This is a genomic window from Bradyrhizobium sp. USDA 4369 (genome assembly GCF_054056435.1).
Genome location: NZ_JBSRYH010000001.1, coordinates 1,422,096 through 1,438,064, shown reverse-complemented (window position 1 = coordinate 1,438,064; position 15,969 = coordinate 1,422,096). Strand labels below are relative to the sequence as shown.

The 15,969-nt window shown below is 65.3% G+C and carries 16 protein-coding genes; 9 read left to right on the top strand and 7 right to left on the bottom strand.

The features are described 5' to 3' along the window. Positions 1 to 69 precede the first annotated feature (69 nt). On the top strand, positions 70 to 696 hold the full coding sequence (locus tag ACVIJ6_RS06590; protein WP_456776913.1) for a hypothetical protein: 627 nt from the start codon (positions 70 to 72) through the stop codon (positions 694 to 696). Positions 697 to 834: 138 nt separating this feature from the next. On the opposite strand, the gene ACVIJ6_RS06585 is transcribed toward ACVIJ6_RS06590, so the two are convergent. Both ACVIJ6_RS06585 and ACVIJ6_RS06580 read right to left on the bottom strand, forming a co-directional pair. Beyond that, positions 835 to 1,308: a hypothetical protein gene (locus ACVIJ6_RS06585; protein ID WP_456772020.1), complete on the bottom strand. Its 474-nt coding sequence runs from the start codon at positions 1,306 to 1,308 to the stop codon at positions 835 to 837. 121 nt (positions 1,309 to 1,429) lie between these two features. Further along, positions 1,430 to 2,281: an NAD-dependent epimerase/dehydratase family protein gene (locus tag ACVIJ6_RS06580; RefSeq protein ID WP_456772019.1), complete on the bottom strand. Its 852-nt coding sequence runs from the start codon at positions 2,279 to 2,281 to the stop codon at positions 1,430 to 1,432. A gap of 196 nt (positions 2,282 to 2,477) precedes the next feature. On the opposite strand from ACVIJ6_RS06580, the gene ACVIJ6_RS06575 reads away from it, so the two are divergent. Together ACVIJ6_RS06575 and ACVIJ6_RS06570 are read left to right on the top strand one after the other, a co-directional pair. Continuing rightward, on the top strand, positions 2,478 to 4,514 hold the full coding sequence (locus ACVIJ6_RS06575; RefSeq protein ID WP_456772018.1) for an NAD(+) synthase: 2,037 nt from the start codon (positions 2,478 to 2,480) through the stop codon (positions 4,512 to 4,514). Positions 4,515 to 4,606: 92 nt separating this feature from the next. Next, a complete protein-coding gene (locus ACVIJ6_RS06570; RefSeq protein ID WP_456772017.1) occupies positions 4,607 to 5,296 on the top strand; it encodes a substrate-binding domain-containing protein in 690 nt (229 codons plus the stop codon). A gap of 98 nt (positions 5,297 to 5,394) precedes the next feature. Here the strand turns inward: ACVIJ6_RS06570 and ACVIJ6_RS06565 are convergent, their stop codons facing one another. Next, entirely contained in the window at positions 5,395 to 5,646 is a 252-nt protein-coding gene (locus ACVIJ6_RS06565; RefSeq protein WP_456772016.1) for a hypothetical protein, read from the bottom strand. Between the two features lie 841 nt (positions 5,647 to 6,487). On the opposite strand from ACVIJ6_RS06565, the gene ACVIJ6_RS06560 reads away from it, so the two are divergent. Both ACVIJ6_RS06560 and ACVIJ6_RS06555 read left to right on the top strand, forming a co-directional pair. Next, positions 6,488 to 7,720: an MFS transporter gene (locus tag ACVIJ6_RS06560; RefSeq protein WP_456772015.1), complete on the top strand. Its 1,233-nt coding sequence runs from the start codon at positions 6,488 to 6,490 to the stop codon at positions 7,718 to 7,720. Positions 7,721 to 7,845: 125 nt separating this feature from the next. Further along, positions 7,846 to 8,067, top strand: coding sequence for a hypothetical protein (locus ACVIJ6_RS06555; protein ID WP_456772014.1), 222 nt, complete (start codon positions 7,846 to 7,848; stop codon positions 8,065 to 8,067). Between the two features lie 201 nt (positions 8,068 to 8,268). On the opposite strand, the gene ACVIJ6_RS06550 is transcribed toward ACVIJ6_RS06555, so the two are convergent. Further along, positions 8,269 to 8,511 (bottom strand): hypothetical protein, encoded by a 243-nt coding sequence (locus tag ACVIJ6_RS06550; RefSeq protein WP_456772013.1) that lies wholly within the window; start codon positions 8,509 to 8,511, stop codon positions 8,269 to 8,271. Positions 8,512 to 8,737: 226 nt separating this feature from the next. Beyond that, on the bottom strand, positions 8,738 to 9,448 hold the full coding sequence (locus tag ACVIJ6_RS06545) for an alpha/beta hydrolase (protein ID WP_456772012.1): 711 nt from the start codon (positions 9,446 to 9,448) through the stop codon (positions 8,738 to 8,740). Positions 9,449 to 10,216: 768 nt separating this feature from the next. On the opposite strand from ACVIJ6_RS06545, the gene ACVIJ6_RS06540 reads away from it, so the two are divergent. Further along, the gene (locus ACVIJ6_RS06540; RefSeq protein WP_456772011.1) at positions 10,217 to 11,647 is read left to right on the top strand and encodes an acyltransferase family protein; all 1,431 of its coding nucleotides are present in this window, start codon (positions 10,217 to 10,219) and stop codon (positions 11,645 to 11,647) included. 216 nt (positions 11,648 to 11,863) lie between these two features. Then, positions 11,864 to 12,370, top strand: coding sequence for a hypothetical protein (locus tag ACVIJ6_RS06535; RefSeq protein ID WP_456772010.1), 507 nt, complete (start codon positions 11,864 to 11,866; stop codon positions 12,368 to 12,370). Positions 12,371 to 12,422: 52 nt separating this feature from the next. Here the strand turns inward: ACVIJ6_RS06535 and ACVIJ6_RS06530 are convergent, their stop codons facing one another. Together ACVIJ6_RS06530 and ACVIJ6_RS06525 are read right to left on the bottom strand one after the other, a co-directional pair. Beyond that, complete coding sequence (locus ACVIJ6_RS06530; RefSeq protein WP_456772009.1) at positions 12,423 to 12,707, bottom strand: hypothetical protein; 285 nt, start codon at positions 12,705 to 12,707, stop codon at positions 12,423 to 12,425. 109 nt (positions 12,708 to 12,816) lie between these two features. Continuing rightward, the gene (locus tag ACVIJ6_RS06525) at positions 12,817 to 13,824 is read right to left on the bottom strand and encodes a glycosyltransferase 61 family protein (RefSeq protein WP_456772008.1); all 1,008 of its coding nucleotides are present in this window, start codon (positions 13,822 to 13,824) and stop codon (positions 12,817 to 12,819) included. A 283-nt stretch (positions 13,825 to 14,107) separates the two neighbouring features. Here ACVIJ6_RS06525 and ACVIJ6_RS06520 point away from each other — a divergent pair, with 283 nt between their 5' ends. Next, positions 14,108 to 14,347, top strand: coding sequence for a hypothetical protein (locus ACVIJ6_RS06520; RefSeq protein ID WP_456772007.1), 240 nt, complete (start codon positions 14,108 to 14,110; stop codon positions 14,345 to 14,347). 78 nt (positions 14,348 to 14,425) lie between these two features. Then, complete coding sequence (locus ACVIJ6_RS06515; RefSeq protein ID WP_456772006.1) at positions 14,426 to 15,934, top strand: hypothetical protein; 1,509 nt, start codon at positions 14,426 to 14,428, stop codon at positions 15,932 to 15,934. Positions 15,935 to 15,969 lie beyond the last annotated feature (35 nt).

Below are 15,969 nucleotides of genomic sequence, written 5' to 3'. Positions count from 1 at the left end.
ACGGAGATTTGCGTGACGAAGTCGATCGCTTTTGTCGCTTTGCTGGGTGTGCTGGTCGCAACTGCGGCCATGGCAAGTATCCTGATGCGGGACAGCGTTCCCTCGGCCGGTGCGATGATGCCGGTCGTCATCGCCAAGAGCCCGGTGTCCAACCGCGAAGCCAAGGCGGATCGTCTCGCCGTGGTCAAGCTCGCGGTGGCCGAGGAACCGCAGCCGAGCGCGCCGAAGGCGGATGTGCTGCGGCAGGCCTTTGCCTATGCGCCGGCCGAAGCCGAGATGCCGAAGACCTCGGCTGCTGCGGCCGTCGCCGAGCCGGTGGCGCCGAAAGCCAAGATCGTCGCCAAGCCCGCTGAGCCCGCGCCCGCCGTGCTGAAGCCCGAGGTGCAGAAGGCCTATTCGCTGCTGTCGGACACCCAGATCGCCGGCATCAAGGAGCGGCTGCGGCTCTCGGCGAGCCAGGAATATTACTGGCCGGCGGTGGAGACCGCGCTGCGCGCGGTCGCGCGCAAGATCCACACCGCGCGGCAGGGCGCTGCCAAGCCGGGTGCCGTGGCGATCGATCCCGATTCCGACGAGGTTCAGCAGCTGAAATCGGCGGCGATGCCGCTGCTGTGGCAACTGCGCGACGACCAGAAGGACGAAGTGCGGCGTCTCGCGCGCACCATCGGCCTCGACAAGGTCGCCGCCGCGATCTGATCGGAGCGTCTTTCGATCATCCTCGGGCCGCGCGTTTGGGCCTGATCTGCTCGAATCAGTTCTGAAATGAATGAGGCCGCGCGATGCGCGGCCTTTGTTGTTGGAACCGGCGTTGTTCCTGGGAACTGGCGTTCTCGATCAGCGCGCCGGCGGATTGGCCTCGGGATGGCCGCCGCTCTCGGCGCCGGTCGGCGACGAGGCCGGCGCGGTGCGCAGGTCGGGGTCCGGCCGAGCCGGCTGGGTCATCGTCGGCGCCCGCGGCGGGGTGATCGCGGCGCCGGCGCCCACCGTGGTGCCGCGGTCGGTATTGGTCGGCGCGATCGGCACCGGCGTGGGCTTGTCGCCACCGGCAAAGCGCGTGGCGCCCCCGTTGTGGTAGCCCGTCACCAGCAGGCCGGCAACCACGAGAGCGAGCACGAACAGGCCGCCGAGCTCCGGCAACGCGCCGGAGGGTGGCAGGCCGCGTCCGCGGCCGTCGCCCTCGAGCGCGACCGCCGCAATCTCGCGGTTGTGACGTGAGCGCAAAAACGCCAGGAATGCGCCGGCTGCGACAATGATCGCGGCGGCCAGGGTGAAGAACGTCAGCCAAGTGATGGGGTGATCGGCCTGCATGTCGAACATCCTTTGCGTGAGGGCCGAGCGACGTGCAGTCGCGTCAGGTCCGCATGACAATCTCTGTTCGAAGCAATCGCCAGCGCAGCCGAAGGTTTCCCGTCGCCGCCAGAATTCGACGTCAGCGCCCTTCGCCGGCGGCCCATAGCGCGTCCAGCCCGGCCCGATAGGTCGGGTAGGTGAAGACCAGGCCGAGGTCCTGCTTGGCGCGGATGTTCCGGATGCGGCGATTGCTGGCGTAGAAGCTCCGCGCCATCGGCGACAATTCGGCGCTGTCGAACGGCAGCTCCGGCGGCGGCGCGACACCCATCAGTTTGGCCGCGTAGGCGATGACGTCCTGCGGCGGCGCCGGCTCGTCGTCGACGATGTTCCAGGCGCCGCCTTGCGCGCGCCGGATCGCTGCCATGATCGCCGCCGCCGCGTCATCGCCATGGATACGGTTGAAGACCTGACCCGGCTTGACGATGCGGCGGGCGCGGCCGGCGCGCAGCTCGACCAGCGCGTTGCGGCCAGGGCCGTAGATGCCGCCGAGCCGGAGCACCGTGAGCCGGTCACCGATCCGCGCCTGCCACTCCTGCTCCACGCGCACGCGCGCCTGCACCCGGTCATGCTCGGGCGCCAGCGGCGTCGCCTCGTCGATCCAGGCGCCCTGATGGTCGCCATAGACGCCGACGGTGGAGAGATAGATCACGCGGCGCGCGCGGCCCGTGGTGATCGCGTCGCCAAAGGCCGTGAGCGCCGGATCGTCGCCGGCGCCCGGCGGGACCGAGATCAGCACAATGTCGGCCTGCGCCGCCTTGGCCACGGTCGCATCCGCCGGCCGCGTGCCGTCGAACAGGTGAATGTCATCAGCCGCGAGCAGTGCGCGCTTCTCCGCGCTGCGCACGGTGCCGGTGATGCGCGAGAAGCCGCTGCCGTGCAGATCAACGAAGCGTTGCGCGGTGTAGCCGAAGCCGATGACGAACAGGTTCATGAATCTTGATCGCGTGGGAGCGCCCGGATTGGCGAGCCCCGGATTACCCGGCCTTGGTCGGTCGGCGCAAATCAAATGACGCGGGCCCGCCAAGCCGCGCCGTCTGCAGGCGGGGCGGTGCTGACCTGCCGCCCTTGTTATGGCTCCCGTCATGGTCCATGTCGTATGATCGGGCGACAGGAGATGGACTGCCACGATGAATTTCCATTCGATCTACCGGCATGGCTTCGCCCGCGTCGCGGCTTGCGTCACCGCCAGCAGCGTCGCCAACCCCGCCGCCAACGCCGCCGCGATCCTGGCTGCGGCGCGCGCCTGCCATGACCAGGGCGCCGCGGTCGCGGTCTTCCCCGAGCTCTGCCTGTCCGGCTATGCCATCGACGATCTGGTCAAGCAGGACCCGCTGCTCGATGCCGTCCAGCGCGGCCTGCTCACCCTGGTCGAAGCCTCGCACGATTTGACCCCGGTCTTGATCGTCGGCGCGCCGCTGCGTTTTTCCCATCGCGTCTACAATTGCGCCGTGGTGATCCATCGCGGCGAGGTGCTCGGTGTCGTCCCGAAGATCTATCTGCCGACCTATCGCGAATTCTACGAAGGCCGGCACTTCGCCTCAGGCGCCGGCATCCGCGGCGAGATGATCGAGGTCGCCGAGACCATGGCGCCGTTCGGCACCGATCTGTTGTTCGCCGCCGCCGATGTCGCCGGCCTCGTGATCGGCGTCGAGGTCTGCGAGGACATGTGGATCCCGGTGACGCCGGCCTCCGAGCTCGCGCTCGCTGGCGCCACCGTGCTCGCCAATCTCTCCGGTAGTCCGATCACGGTCGGTCGCGCCGAGTCCCGCTCGCTGTTGTGCCGCTCGACCTCGGCGCGCTGTCTCGCCGCCTATATCTACGCGGCCGCCGGCGTCGGCGAATCCACCACCGATCTCGCTTGGGACGGCCAGACATCCATCTTCGAAAACGGCGTGCTGCTGGCCGAGAGCGAGCGCTTCCGCCAGACCGGCCAGACCATCTTCGCCGATGTCGATCTCGATCTGCTGCGCCAGGAGCGCGCGCTGATGGGCACGTTCGACGACAATGCGCGCGCGCAGACGCGGGGTGAGCATTATCGCCGCATCGGCTTCGAGCTGCAGCCGACCCAGGAGGATATCGGCTTCATACGCAGCATCGAGCGCTTCCCGTTCGTGCCGAGCGATGCCGCGCGGCTCGATCAGGACTGCTACGAGGCCTACAACATCCAGGTCGCCGGACTGACGCAGCGGCTGCGCGCCACCGGCACCAAGCGCATCGTGATCGGCGTCTCCGGCGGCCTCGATTCGACGCATGCGCTGATCGTCGCCGCCAAGGCGATGGATCTGCTCGGCCTGCCCAGAACCAACATGCTCGCTTATACGATGCCGGGCTTTGCCACCGGCGCGCAGAGCAAGAGCTACGCGCATGCGCTGATGAAGGCGCTCGAGGTCAGCGCCGCCGAGCTCGATATCCGTCCCGCCGCGACGCAGATGCTGAAGGACATCGGCCATCCGTTCGGGCGCGGCGAGGCCGTCTACGATGTCACCTTCGAGAATGTGCAGGCGGGCCTGCGCACTGATTATCTGTTCCGGTTCGCCAATGATCGCGGCGGCCTCGTGCTCGGCACCGGCGATCTGTCCGAGCTCGCGCTGGGCTGGTGCACCTATGGCGTCGGCGATCAGATGTCGCACTACAACGTCAATGCCGGGGTGCCGAAGACCCTGATCCAGCATCTGATCCGCTGGGTGATCGCCTCGCATCAGTTCTCGGCCGATGTCGATCGCACGCTCGAGGCGGTGCTGGCAGCGGAGATCTCGCCGGAGCTGGTGCCGGTGAAGGAGGGCGAGACGCCGCAGAGCACGCAGGCCGCGATCGGCCCTTATGAGCTGCAGGATTTCAACCTGTTCTACACGCTGCGCTACGGCATGCGGCCGTCGAAGATCGCGTTCATGGCGCATCACGCCTGGAAGAATGTCGGCGACGGCGCCTGGCCGCCCGGCTTTCCGGCCGACAAGCGTCATGCCTACGCGCTCGGCGAGATCCGCAAATGGCTGGAGGTGTTCCTCAAGCGCTTCTTCGCCTTCAGCCAGTTCAAGCGGTCGGCGATGCCGAATGGCCCGAAGGTCGTGGCCGGCGGCTCGCTGTCGCCGCGCGGCGACTGGCGCGCGCCGTCCGACGGCAACGCCGCGGCGTGGCTCGAGGATTTGGAGAGCGTGCCGAAGTGATTGGACATCTTGCTCCGCTGCCGCGCTTGCCATATCGCCTCTGCGCACGTCCGCCTGCGCGACGCTGTGTCCCTCGTTGAACGGAGCCAACCATGAGCGTTACCGCCGCCGGCATTTCCTCGATGGCGACCAGGCAGATCCTCGCCGAGCTCGCGGCCGCCTATGAGGAGGCGACCGGCGAAATGATCACGATCGAATCCGTCGGCGGCGTCGATGCCGCCAAGCGTATTCGCGCTGGCGAGGCGTTCGACTTCGCGGTGCTCGCCTCGGACGCGCTGCAGAAGCTCGAGGCCGACGGCCATCTCGTGCCCGGCAGCATCATCGAGATCGCGGAATCGCCGATGGCGATGGCGGTGCGCGCAGGTCAGCCGAAGCCGGATCCGCTCGACGAAGCCGCGGTGCGCAAGGCCATGGAGAGCGCCAAGGCGATCGGCATCTCCACCGGGCCGAGCGGCACCCATGTGCAGAAGCTCGCCCGCGATTGGGGTCTGGAGAGCGAGGGCGCCTCGCGCCTGGTGCAGGCCAAGCCGGGCATTCCCGTCGCCAAGCTGTTGGCGGATGGCGAGGTCGATGTCGGCTTTCAGCAGCTCAGCGAGATGCTGGGTGGGCCGGGCATCGAGATCGTCGGCCTGCTGCCGGAATCGCTGCAGCCGGGAACGGTGTTTGCCGCGGCGCTCTGCAAGGCGGCGGCGCATGCCGACGCGGCGCGGGCCTTCATCGAATATCTGGTGTCCGAGGAGACGGCTGAGACCAAGCGCCAGCACGGCATGACCCCGGTGTGAGGCCAGCGAAGCCTGCTCGGCATACTGACGAAGCCGATGTGTCGCGGTCTCGCGCGCATTTCCGTCAGCTCCAGGCAATCAAGCCGGTGGTGATCTCGTTATGACGAGCGGCGCTGGTTGCCGGTGCCATGCTCGGCAGCGTCGCGGGCCAGTCGCTCGGATCGGAGCCGCTCGCGATTGTCTTGAAGGGCTTTCTGCTGGGCGGCATATTCGGTGGGTTTCGGCTCGACAGGCTTGAACACCTTGTTGGCTTCGAGCATGGCCTTGGTTGGTGGTTTGCTTTTGAGCATCTGATCGTCCTGTGTCTGGGGTTGATGCGGGAGACCCACATGATCGTGGGCGGTGATCACCGGGATCGTGTTGCAGCGGACGGAATGGTGTGCGGCAGCCCAACCCGGCCGTTCGCGCCTGATACGGTCCAGGGCTTATACAGTTACAGTCCGAGCCTCACATGCCCGCGCCTGATCCGGTCCAAAGCCTGATACAGTCCGAGGGAGGCTGATCTGCGGCACTCACGTTTCTCAGAATGATGCGTTCGTTGACGGCGGCCTGCTGCCAGACCACGGCTGCGAACCGGAGTCGTCATGGAACCGGAGTCGATGAAGCAGGTCCATGCACCCGTACGCATGGAACTCCGCATGTCGACGGTGGTTAGAAGCGCGTCTGCCCACTCGGCAGCACGTGATCCCCTGATCTGCACTCCGAACCGACCTGACCTCGTGTCCCGCTTCCTGAAGCTGGAGCTCAGTATCCATGAGAATGAGCGGCTCGTCTACTGCCCTCGGTTCCGCCGCGCGCGATCTGTTGCGCGCCCGGCCGGCCCCGGATTAGCAAGTGCCGGATCAACTTCCGATTTTCAATTGTCCTAGGCTCCAGATGTTCCTGACCGGCGCGAATGTTTCGCCGTGCAGTGTCCGACATCATGCAGGATGAGCGCGCGTTCCGCTGGTTCGCGCTGCATGGGGCGAGTGAGCCGGCACAAGGGGCACGTGACCTGGCGGTGGCTGCCGCGACTCTCCTGCCGCGATGCCTCGGTCCGGGTGCTCGCCGTCGCTCCGAGCTGGTGCAGGCCCCGTTTGAACGATCGCCGCCGCAGCATGTCGTGTCGCCACCGGGACAAAATTCCGGTCCCCATGTCGTCCCAGCGCTGTCCTCCTCGTCTTCAATGCATGGAGTGCAACGGAGCGACGGATGAGCGCATCGCATTATCGCTGGGTGATCGTGGCGGCTGGAGGCCTTCTAGGCTGTGTTGCAGCCGGCGGCATGTTCTCACTGCCGGTGTTCCTCAAGCCGATTGCCCGCGACACCGGCTGGTCGGTGGCCGGGCTGTCCAGCGCCATGACCATCGGCTTCCTGGCCATGGCGGTCAGCAGCATCGGATGGGGAACCCTCTGCGACCGCGTCGGGCCGCGTCCGGTGGTGCTAACCGGCTCGATCCTGTTGGCTGCCAGCCCGGTGCTCGCCAGCCTGTCGCCGTCGCTGCTGATGTTCCAATTGCTTTTCGGGCTTCTGGTTGGCGGCGCCACGGCGGCGATCTTCGTGCCGATGATGGCGACCGTGACCGGCTGGTTCGACACTCATCGCAGCCTCGCAGTGTCGCTGGTCTCGGCCGGCATGGGCGTGGCGCCGATGACGATGTCGCCGCTCGCGGCCTGGCTGGTCTCGCATTGGGACTGGCGCACCTCCATGCAATGCATCGCCGCCGTCGTCGCAGCCATCATGATTCCCGTGTCGCTGCTGGTGCGCCGCCCGCCCGAGGTCGAGCGCGACACAGCCGCGGCGCCGCAGCGCGGCGCACGGCTGCCTGAGATGACGCGGCCCGCGGCACTGCGATCGCCGCAATTCATCATCCTGCTCGCCACCAACTTCTTCTGCTGCGCGACGCATTCGGGCCCGATCATTCACACCGTGAGCTACGCGGTGAGCTGCGGAATTCCGCTGATGGCCGCGGTGACGATCTACAGCGTCGAGGGGCTGGCGGGGTTGTTCGGTCGGATCGCCTTCGGCCTGCTCGGCGATCGGTTCGGGGCCAAGCGTATTCTTGTCCTTGGCCTGCTGGCGCAAGCCTTCGGTGCGCTTGCTTACGTCTTTGCGCAGGATCTCGCGGCATTCTATTCGGTCGCGGCGGCATTCGGCTTCATCTATGCCGGCACGATGCCGCTCTATGCCGCGATCGCGCGGGAGAATTTTCCGCAGGCGATGATGGGCACGGTGATGGGCGGGATCGCGATGGCCGGCAGCCTGGGGATGGCGACCGGACCGCTCGCCGGCGGGCTGATCTATGACAGCTTGGCCAGCTACACATGGCTCTATGTCGGCTCCTGGCTGATGGGCCTCGGGGCGGTCCTGATCATGATGATGTTCAGTCCGTTTCCCAGGACGAGGCTGGAGGCGCCTCCGATGCCGGCGCAGGCATCGGCATGAGGCGTGTGCAGCGCATCCTGACGCGCGCGTCCCGAACTCACAACAACGCTTGATCCGCCGGCTGGAACGCAAATGTCGCAGGCGGGTCGGGCGTGCGTGGAGTTCACCCCGATGGAGATCGATCCATGAAGAAGACGCAGCTCGCCATTGCCACCTTCGTTGCGGCCAGCCTCGCCGCCGTGCCGCTTGCAGCGCAAGCGAAGCATCACAAGAAGCACAACGCCTCGACCTCAGCGACCTCGTCGCAGACCACCGGCAGCAACATGAAATCCGGCCGCGATTCCTCCTCGTCGAGCCAGGGCAATGTCGGCCCGGGGACCAACCAGGCGGGTAGCCTGCCGAAGTAGGACGGATCGGTCGATCCGCATCAGCGTCGGAGTGCCCGATGCACGGGCTTTCCGACGCGCGAAAGAGCTACGCGCATCGGCGCGCAGCGATACAATACTGCGCTCGACGTGGCGAGAGGGCGCGAAATCACAGGAGCGAACAAACTATGCGAAGGCCAATCAGCCTCGCCAATCCGGCGAGTCGGCTTCAGCAAGTTTCGATCACTTCGAAGCTTCCTTGAGCTTGTGGTCCAGGTGCCCGGTGCCGTGATCCCGGCGCAGCTGGCTGAGCGAGGTTTCGTTCAGTTGCATCAGCACGTCGCTGAGCTTGGTCGTCTCCGGATAGCCGGCGGCAAACGACTTGCCATAGATCTTGCGCAAGGTGCCGACCAGCGTATTGCCGTGCTTCCTGCTGATTTCGCCATCCTTGTCCCGGTGGCGGCCGTCGAGGCCCGGTTCCTTCATGCGTCTCTCCCCTTGATGCGGCGTCCGCGCTTGGGGAGGAGCCTGCGCTCAATTCGCCTGATTAGCAACGCTGCGGCGCGAAAGGACCAACTCAGCAGCACTCCAGGAATGCAAGGCGGTCGCATCTGCTGATCCAACTCTGCGCTGACTCACGGAGAGCTGCACGGTCACTTTAGCCCGCATGTGGTGAATTCCGGCTTCGGCGTCATGCATGGATCCGATGAGATCACCGCCGCAACTCGTCTTCCACGATCGAGAGCACGAGACGATCGGCGCCCGGCGTCTTGACGGCCCAGCCGTGGACCTGGTGGGGCGCGCCGGGAAGACGTTCGAGCCTGACGCTTCGTGCACGCCGGGCCGCCGCCAGATATCGATCGATGACCTCTCCCGGAATGATCTCGTCCTCCGCACCGATGATGATGGTCAGGCGGCCCGCATAGTGGCTGATCGCCGAATAAGCGCGCGAGTCGTGATAGGAGCCCGGTCGCCTCAGCGCTTCGGTGAAGGCTGGTCCGAAGGTGATGGTCTCGGTGGCCGCACCATAGGCCGCGGGACAGAACAGGATCAGGTGCGAGGGTCGCAGCTCCTCGCTGAGCCTGACGGCCAGATGTCCGCCCATGCTGGTCCCGATCAGGACCGGCGCTGCGGTCCTGTCCAGTTCGGTGGCCACGGCCGATGCCTCCAGCATGCGCTTGTCGATGCTCGATCCGCTCATCGTGCCGGAGCTGTCGCCGTGGCCGGAAAAGTCGAAGCGGACCGTTCCCCAGCCCAGCCCGACCAGATGCGCGGCGAGATAGTCCATGCGCGCGCGATTGGAGGGACCGGCGCCGTGCAGCGACAGCACACGCGGCAGCGTGTCTTCCGCCGGGAGATCAATCGTCACGCGCAGGCGTTCGGAAGCCGTGTGCAGGTCGAAGTCACGAGAGAGCATGGGCATGCCTGGAGATCCTGATAGCGTGGTGAGACGCGCTCGGGTGAGTGCGTTCGGTCGCGATGCACGTTCAAGCGAGTATTGCCCCGCGAAGCGTCATCGGATCACGCTTGCTTGACCCCCGGTCCTTCGACCTCATGAGCCTGCAAGCGTCAGCATGACGGGGGTCCTTTCGTCCGGGGCGCCGGGCAATCGGCCAATGCTCATTTCGCTTAGTTTCCAGGAAGATGCCCTATTTCAAGCTCCCGCCGCGAAAATATTGATCTTCCATTTTTCCGAATTCTATGCTTCACTCCTCCCATCCCACCTCATGCAGAGGGCGTACGCGTCGTCACGATACGTGGAGGTGGGCTGCGATGGACGCGGATGCTGCGCCAGACGAGCGCTTGCGTCGCGGACGGCGAAGTCGTGTGGTCCCGGCCTCCCGATGCTGAGGTCAAGCTCGTGCTGGTCTGCTCGAAGCAGCAGCACTGGCGATGGGGGCAACAAAGCCCGGTCCCCAAGGAGAGCACGAAGGACACCGTTAAAACCGATCGCGCAGGGAGGGCCGGATCGTCCGGCTGGACCTGTGGTACCTGCCGCCTGCATTTTTTTCCGCAGGCGGGCCACGGGCCTCAGTCGAGGTCCGGCTCTCCCTGCGCCTCTCAGATGTCGAGGCGCGCGACGACAGCATGGCTCGGGCAGATCACGCCGCGAGATCACGCCCGCACGGCCTAAGCGATCGCATGGTCTGGTTGAAACTTGACGTCGCGACAGTTGGAGCGAGTTGCGCTGATGATAACGACAGAAGGGCAGATGCGCGGTCGTCTGCGGCAACGCGCGCTGTCTCGTCTGGCTGGAAAGTTGCCTATGTGGATGTCGGCGGCGACGCCGGTGCGAGAGCCGTCGCACCATTCAAAGCGATGGTTCGAAAGCGACGGCGCAGGACTCGCCACAAGAGCCGGGCGCGAACACGCTGCTGCTTTCTCCTTGACCGAGCTCGAAGATGCGGGTTGTGATCTCCGTGCCAAAGCCGAGCAGGGTGAGGAGAGTTCAGGCGTGGGGCGAGGTCGGATCGAGTATCTGGACGGGCTGCGAGGCATCGCGATCATCGCCGTCGTGATGTTTCATGGCTATGTGGCGTTCCCGGACACGTTGCCATTCGGGGATCGTTTCGCAGTCATTCCGCTCCGGTTGGGCTGGCAGGGTGTCCAGCTGTTCTTTCTGATATCCGGCTTCGTCATCCTGATGAGCCTCGAAGCCTGCAATGATGTCGCGTCATTCGTCGCTCGGCGGTGGCTGAGGCTGTTTCCTGCGATGCTGATCTGCTCGAGTTTCATCCTCGGCTTTGAGAATATCATCGGTGCCGGATCGAATAGCCCGAAGACCTGGATCAATCTCATCCCCGGCCTGACCTTCCTCAATCCGGCGCTCATCCACTCGCTGACGGGTCTCAGCATCGCCTCGATGGAAGGATCATTCTGGTCTCTCTATGTCGAGGTCGTGTTCTACATCGTGTTCGGGTTCGCGTATTTCGCTGGCGGCCGTGCGTTCGCCGTCGCCCTCATCTTCGCGATATTCCTCTGCTCGCTGGGTCTGCGGCTGATCTTCGGTCTGGATCTGAGCTCGCTGGGCAGCCGCATCGCGGCCGCCACCGATTGGATCGGCTTCATTCATTTTGGCTGGTTTTCGAGCGGTGCGCTGTTCTATCTCTACCGGTCGCACCGACGGTGGCCGATGCTTGCGCTGGCAATCGGCGCGGGATTGATCTCCGCAGCCACGGCGCGCTTCGCGATTCCCGAACGCATGGGCTTGTGCGTCGTAGTGCTGTTGTTTGCGACGGCGGTCACCGTCCCACTGTGGCAGCGAGCTCTGTCCTCGCGCGTTCTCCTGTTCTTCGGCTTTATCAGCTACCCATTGTACCTGGTTCACTATCCCATCATCCGGGCACTGCTCCCGGCTGTGGCGGTACACGCGCCCGTCCTGCCGTCGCTGCTGTTGCCGGTCGCGCCGATCGCCTGTGCGGTGGTGACTTCCTGGGTGGTCGCCCAATTCGGCGAGCCGCTGGTGAGGCAGGCGATCCGGCGGGGGGCCGGACTTCGACATGTGCGGACATCTGCGGGAGCCGTGCAGCCTTGTGATGCCCTGCGGCTCCGATCTGAAGCGCGCCCTGCGGCAAGCATGAGAGCAGTGGAGGCTAGAATCAACTCAAAGGAAACTACATGACTGGAACGAAACTATTGATTGTCGCGCTGGTCGGTTCCGTTCTCCTGGAAAAAGGCATGTCGCGATAGTTTCGCCACAAATCCTCTATTTTCAAAGCGTCACCTGCCGTATCCAATTCCGGCTCAAAGAAGTATCGCGTGGGGCACTGACTTGTCTTTCAACAGGCAGATTTTCGTCGGCGTCGCCTGCCAGCTCCTGCTCATGGCAGGCGCTGCCATGGCGCAGACGACCGGCGCAACCAAACCAGCGCCTGCCGCAGCGGAGGCCGGGCCCGACCAGCCGCCGCCGGGCGGCTGCATGCCGATTGGGATCACCGCGGCGGGCGATGTGGTGTTTCCTTTCGCCTGCAAGGATCTGATCGACCTCCATCGCGGGAAGGGCCAGCAGAGTTCCGCCACGCCGGAGGCGGGGCAGGGTGCGGCTGCTCATGACGCGGCCGCGGCTCCCGGGGGAGATGCCGTCAAAACGACGGGAAGTGTGGCCGTTCAGCAACAGCCTCGACCCTCGGCCGAAGGCGACGGAATCAAGGCGGCTGAAGGCACGCCGGCCCCGGCGCAACCGGCCGTGCGGGAGAAGGAGGCCCCCGAGGCGAATCGCGCCGAACCGTCGGGGTCGCGTGCCAGCCGGGGCGATCCCGCGGGCTGCACCTCGTTCCGCACCTATGATGCGAAGACCGAGAGCTACCGGGATTTCAGTGGTCGCCGGCGGCCCTGCCGGTCATGAGCTGGACCCGACGGCCGAGGCCGTCGGATCGGCTGTGACGATCAATAGACGATCAATAGCGGACGGAAATGACGGTCTGTCCCGCCGGCACCGCCGCGGCCTCCGACCAGACGCAGGTCGGCGTCGGTCCGAACCGGTAATAGTGCTTGTGGAAGAACGGCCGCCAGTCCGGCGCGGGATAGATCAAGGGCAGCGGCTGCGGAATCACGGTGCAGACGCCCGACACCTCGGCCGCCACGAGCGTGCGCCGGTGCCCCGCTTCCGCCGGACCCGCCGCCAGGCAAACCGCCACGGCTGCGGCTGAAAGCCCCAAGGACATTGTGAAGCGAAACCCCATATGCGTCTCCTGTGCAGTCGTCCTGCCGCAACAGCCGGTTGATCCGGCAGCGGTGCCCGAATGTGCAGTGGACAAATATCCTGCGAATCCGCCGCTTCGACAAGAGACCTTACAGCGCGCGGGCTTCGATGCGACCCAGCATGAGCTCGAGGGTCCGCATGATGTCGGAGGGCGCGAACAGATATCCGTCGTCGGCCTGCTTCCCGACGACGAAGCCGAACCAGATGCCCGCGGCTTCGGTCCAGCCGCGGTGAAAGGCCAGGAAACGGTCGGGGGGCTGCAACAGCAGCAGGCCGCTGTCCTCGGGCATCGAGAAGATGCCGTGGCTGACATGGCTGCCCTCGATCGAGACCACGATCTTCGCCCGCGACAGCGCCGCATGGATCTGCGCGAGACTCATCGTCTCCAGGTCGATGGTGATGAAGCCGTTCTGCGCCAGGCGTGCGACGAGCTCGTCCTCGTTCTGAATCACGCGGCGCATCCCGGTCCTGCCGCGCTTGAGGTAGATGAGATGCTCGCGTTCTCCCAGCTTGCCGTTCCGCGCGCGCTGCCTGAGCGCGCGCGTCAGCGAGCGCCGGAGGCTGTTCTGATGAATTCCCCAGTAGAAATCCTGATAGAGGGTGAAGTCTCTCACCACGGCGCGGCTGGTGGGTGAATAGGTCTGGCGCAGCTGGGCCGCGTAGAAGTCGCGGTGCTCCGAATAGATGGGGAGCGGGAAGCAGAGCGGCTCGCCGCGCTCCTGGGCGAGCTCGTATTGCAGGCTGTCGTCGGCGAGCCAGTGGCCGAAATACCGCCCGGCAAGATGGGACGAAGCGAGTCCGGCTTGGTCCACGTGTCGAACCTCCCGGCTGCGGAAATGCGAGCGGGCCGCGATGAAGGCCTTGAAGCTGCCGCGATAGACCGAGCCGTCGACAAGGATGGCATCGGCGATGCGATAGGCGATGGTGGGGCTCGCCTTCAGGCGCTCGGCGACGGCGGCGTCGAGTTCGAGAGCAACCGTCGTCCCGTCGGCGGTGCCGATGATCGCATCGGTCTGTCCAGGAAGGACGATGGCCGGCCGCGCCCGAAGCGACTCTTCGGGACACAGAACGTCCTGCCGATCGGCAGCATGTTCCAATCTGACGCCGCCGAAAAGGCGGCGCTGGACATAGTTGACGTAAGGAACAAGACGAATGGGAACGGCCAAATGACACCGCAGTCTGAAAACAGTACGAGCCTCCCTGCTATAGGAAAGCGCGGCGGATCGGAATAGCCGCATGCCCCGCCGAGGTAGGAGTTCGCGACCACGCAGCCGGCGCCCGTTTCGTCGGAAGGAAGGGGATGTGGAGCTCTGACGACAACGGGTAGCCAGCGCCGGTCAAGATGCGGTATTGAGGGGCCTGGTTCGGTCGGAGGGTGACATGAGGTTGAGAGCAATCGGTCTCGTTGTGGCGATGGTCGCAGCCATGGTGACGACCGCAGCCGACGCGGCCGTGAAGAGTCCTTGGCGCGTGGCCGAGAGCGCGAATGCCTGTCTCGTCAATTGCGCCAGCCAGGCCGAGGCCTGCAAGCGGGTCTGCCCGAGCTCCTATAGCGGCCCGTGCCTCAGCTCCTGCGATAACCAGGCGCAGTTCTGTCAGCAGTCCTGCCAGCGCAAATAGATCCGAACCTGCCGGTCTGAGCTGACGTCATAGATACCGCCGGATCATCATCTTTCCTGGGGCCAGGCGAACGTCGCAATGCCGAATTCATTCGCCTATGTCGCGCTGTTGGCCTGGCCGGTCGTTGCGATCGTGCTCTATGCCACGCGGCCGCTGGTCCAGGCGACGTTGTGGACGATGCTGGGAGCGCAGCTGCTGCTCCCGGTCGGGACGTTCTTCAAGATCCCGATGATCCCGCAATTCGACAAGTTCTCGATTCCGAGCCTGTGCGCGTTCGCCGGCTGCATGTTGGCGACGAACCGTGCCGTCAGGCTGTGGCGCAGCTTCGGTCTGGTCGAAGGCTTGATGATCGTCTTCCTGTTCAGCCCGGTGGTGACCTCGCTGCTGAACAGCGATCCGATCTATGTCGGCCGCTCGGTCATTCCCGGCGTCGGCCTGTATGACGGCCTCTCCGCCGCGTTGGCGCAGTTCATCGCGCTGATCCCGTTCCTGATCGGCCGCGAGTTCCTGCGGCGGATGGAGGATGTGCAGGCGGTGTTCGTGGCGCTGGTCATAGCTGGGCTCGGCTATTCGCTGCTGCTGCTGTTCGAGATCCGCATGAGCCCGCAGCTGCATTTCTGGTTCTACGGCTACTATCCGAGCGACTTCATCCAGCAGATCCGCGAAGGCGGCAGCTTCCGGCCAATGGTGTTCATGGGGCACGGCCTGATCGCGGGCTTCTTCGCGATGAGCGTGACGGTCGCGGCGGCCGTGCTGTGGCGGGCCAAGGTGGTGGTGGTGCGCTCCGCGCCAGCGGGCGCCGTCACCTTCTATCTCGGAATCGTCCTGGTGCTGTGCAAATCCGGCGCCGCCCTCGTCTACGGGGCCGTGCTGGTGCCCCTGGTGCGATGGACGCAGCCGCGCCTGCAGGCCAAGGTGGCCGTTATCCTGGTCGCGCTGGCCCTGACCTATCCGGCGATGCGGATTGCGGGCGTGTTCCCGACCAATATGCTGTTCGATGTCGCGTCGAGCATCAATCAGGATCGTGCCTATTCGCTGAAGTTCCGGTTCGACCAGGAAGAGCAACTGCTTCAGCACGCCGGTGATCGACTTGTGTTCGGGTGGGGCCGGTTCGGGCGAAACCGCATCCATTTGGAGACCTGGGAAGGACTCGCGGGTGATGCCAGTGTCACCGATGGTCGCTGGATCATCACGCTGGGGCAGTTCGGGCTGATCGGCTTCATCGCCGAATTCGGGCTGCTCAGCGCGCCGGTGTTCTTCGCTCTGCGCGCGCTGCGCAAGGCCGCTTCGTTTCGAGATGCCGTGCTGCTGGCGGGTCTGTCGCTGCTGACCGCCGTGAACGTCGTCGAACTGCTGCCGAACTCGACGCTCAGTCCGTGGTCGTGGCTGCTGGTCGGAACGCTGCTCGGAGCCTCCGAGGCCTGTGCGGCCAAGGTGCGACAGCGCCAGCCGCAAGTGGCGCCGCCTGTTGAATTGCCTGTGATGGCAGAGCCGCCTGGACCGGTCGCCTTCCCTGACATGCCGGATCGGAGCCGTGATCGGGGCACTCATATTCCTGTACGTCCTCGCAATCGTCCGGTCGGTTGACCCCGGCCGCAGATCAGATTTGACTGTAGTCGATT

Bases quoted from the DNA above. Each gene is read 5' to 3' on its own strand.
- ACVIJ6_RS06590 (WP_456776913.1), top strand. From the start codon at position 70: ATGGCAAGTATCCTGATGCGGGACAGCGTTCCCTCGGCCGGTGCGATG.
- ACVIJ6_RS06585 (WP_456772020.1), bottom strand. From the start codon at position 1,308: ATGCAGGCCGATCACCCCATCACTTGGCTGACGTTCTTCACCCTGGCC.
- ACVIJ6_RS06580 (WP_456772019.1), bottom strand. From the start codon at position 2,281: ATGAACCTGTTCGTCATCGGCTTCGGCTACACCGCGCAACGCTTCGTT.
- ACVIJ6_RS06575 (WP_456772018.1), top strand. From the start codon at position 2,478: ATGAATTTCCATTCGATCTACCGGCATGGCTTCGCCCGCGTCGCGGCT.
- ACVIJ6_RS06570 (WP_456772017.1), top strand. From the start codon at position 4,607: ATGAGCGTTACCGCCGCCGGCATTTCCTCGATGGCGACCAGGCAGATC.
- ACVIJ6_RS06560 (WP_456772015.1), top strand. From the start codon at position 6,488: ATGAGCGCATCGCATTATCGCTGGGTGATCGTGGCGGCTGGAGGCCTT.
- ACVIJ6_RS06555 (WP_456772014.1), top strand. From the start codon at position 7,846: ATGAAGAAGACGCAGCTCGCCATTGCCACCTTCGTTGCGGCCAGCCTC.
- ACVIJ6_RS06550 (WP_456772013.1), bottom strand. From the start codon at position 8,511: ATGAAGGAACCGGGCCTCGACGGCCGCCACCGGGACAAGGATGGCGAA.
- ACVIJ6_RS06545 (WP_456772012.1), bottom strand. From the start codon at position 9,448: ATGCCCATGCTCTCTCGTGACTTCGACCTGCACACGGCTTCCGAACGC.
- ACVIJ6_RS06540 (WP_456772011.1), top strand. From the start codon at position 10,217: ATGATAACGACAGAAGGGCAGATGCGCGGTCGTCTGCGGCAACGCGCG.
- ACVIJ6_RS06535 (WP_456772010.1), top strand. From the start codon at position 11,864: ATGGCGCAGACGACCGGCGCAACCAAACCAGCGCCTGCCGCAGCGGAG.
- ACVIJ6_RS06530 (WP_456772009.1), bottom strand. From the start codon at position 12,707: ATGGGGTTTCGCTTCACAATGTCCTTGGGGCTTTCAGCCGCAGCCGTG.
- ACVIJ6_RS06520 (WP_456772007.1), top strand. From the start codon at position 14,108: ATGAGGTTGAGAGCAATCGGTCTCGTTGTGGCGATGGTCGCAGCCATG.
- ACVIJ6_RS06515 (WP_456772006.1), top strand. From the start codon at position 14,426: ATGCCGAATTCATTCGCCTATGTCGCGCTGTTGGCCTGGCCGGTCGTT.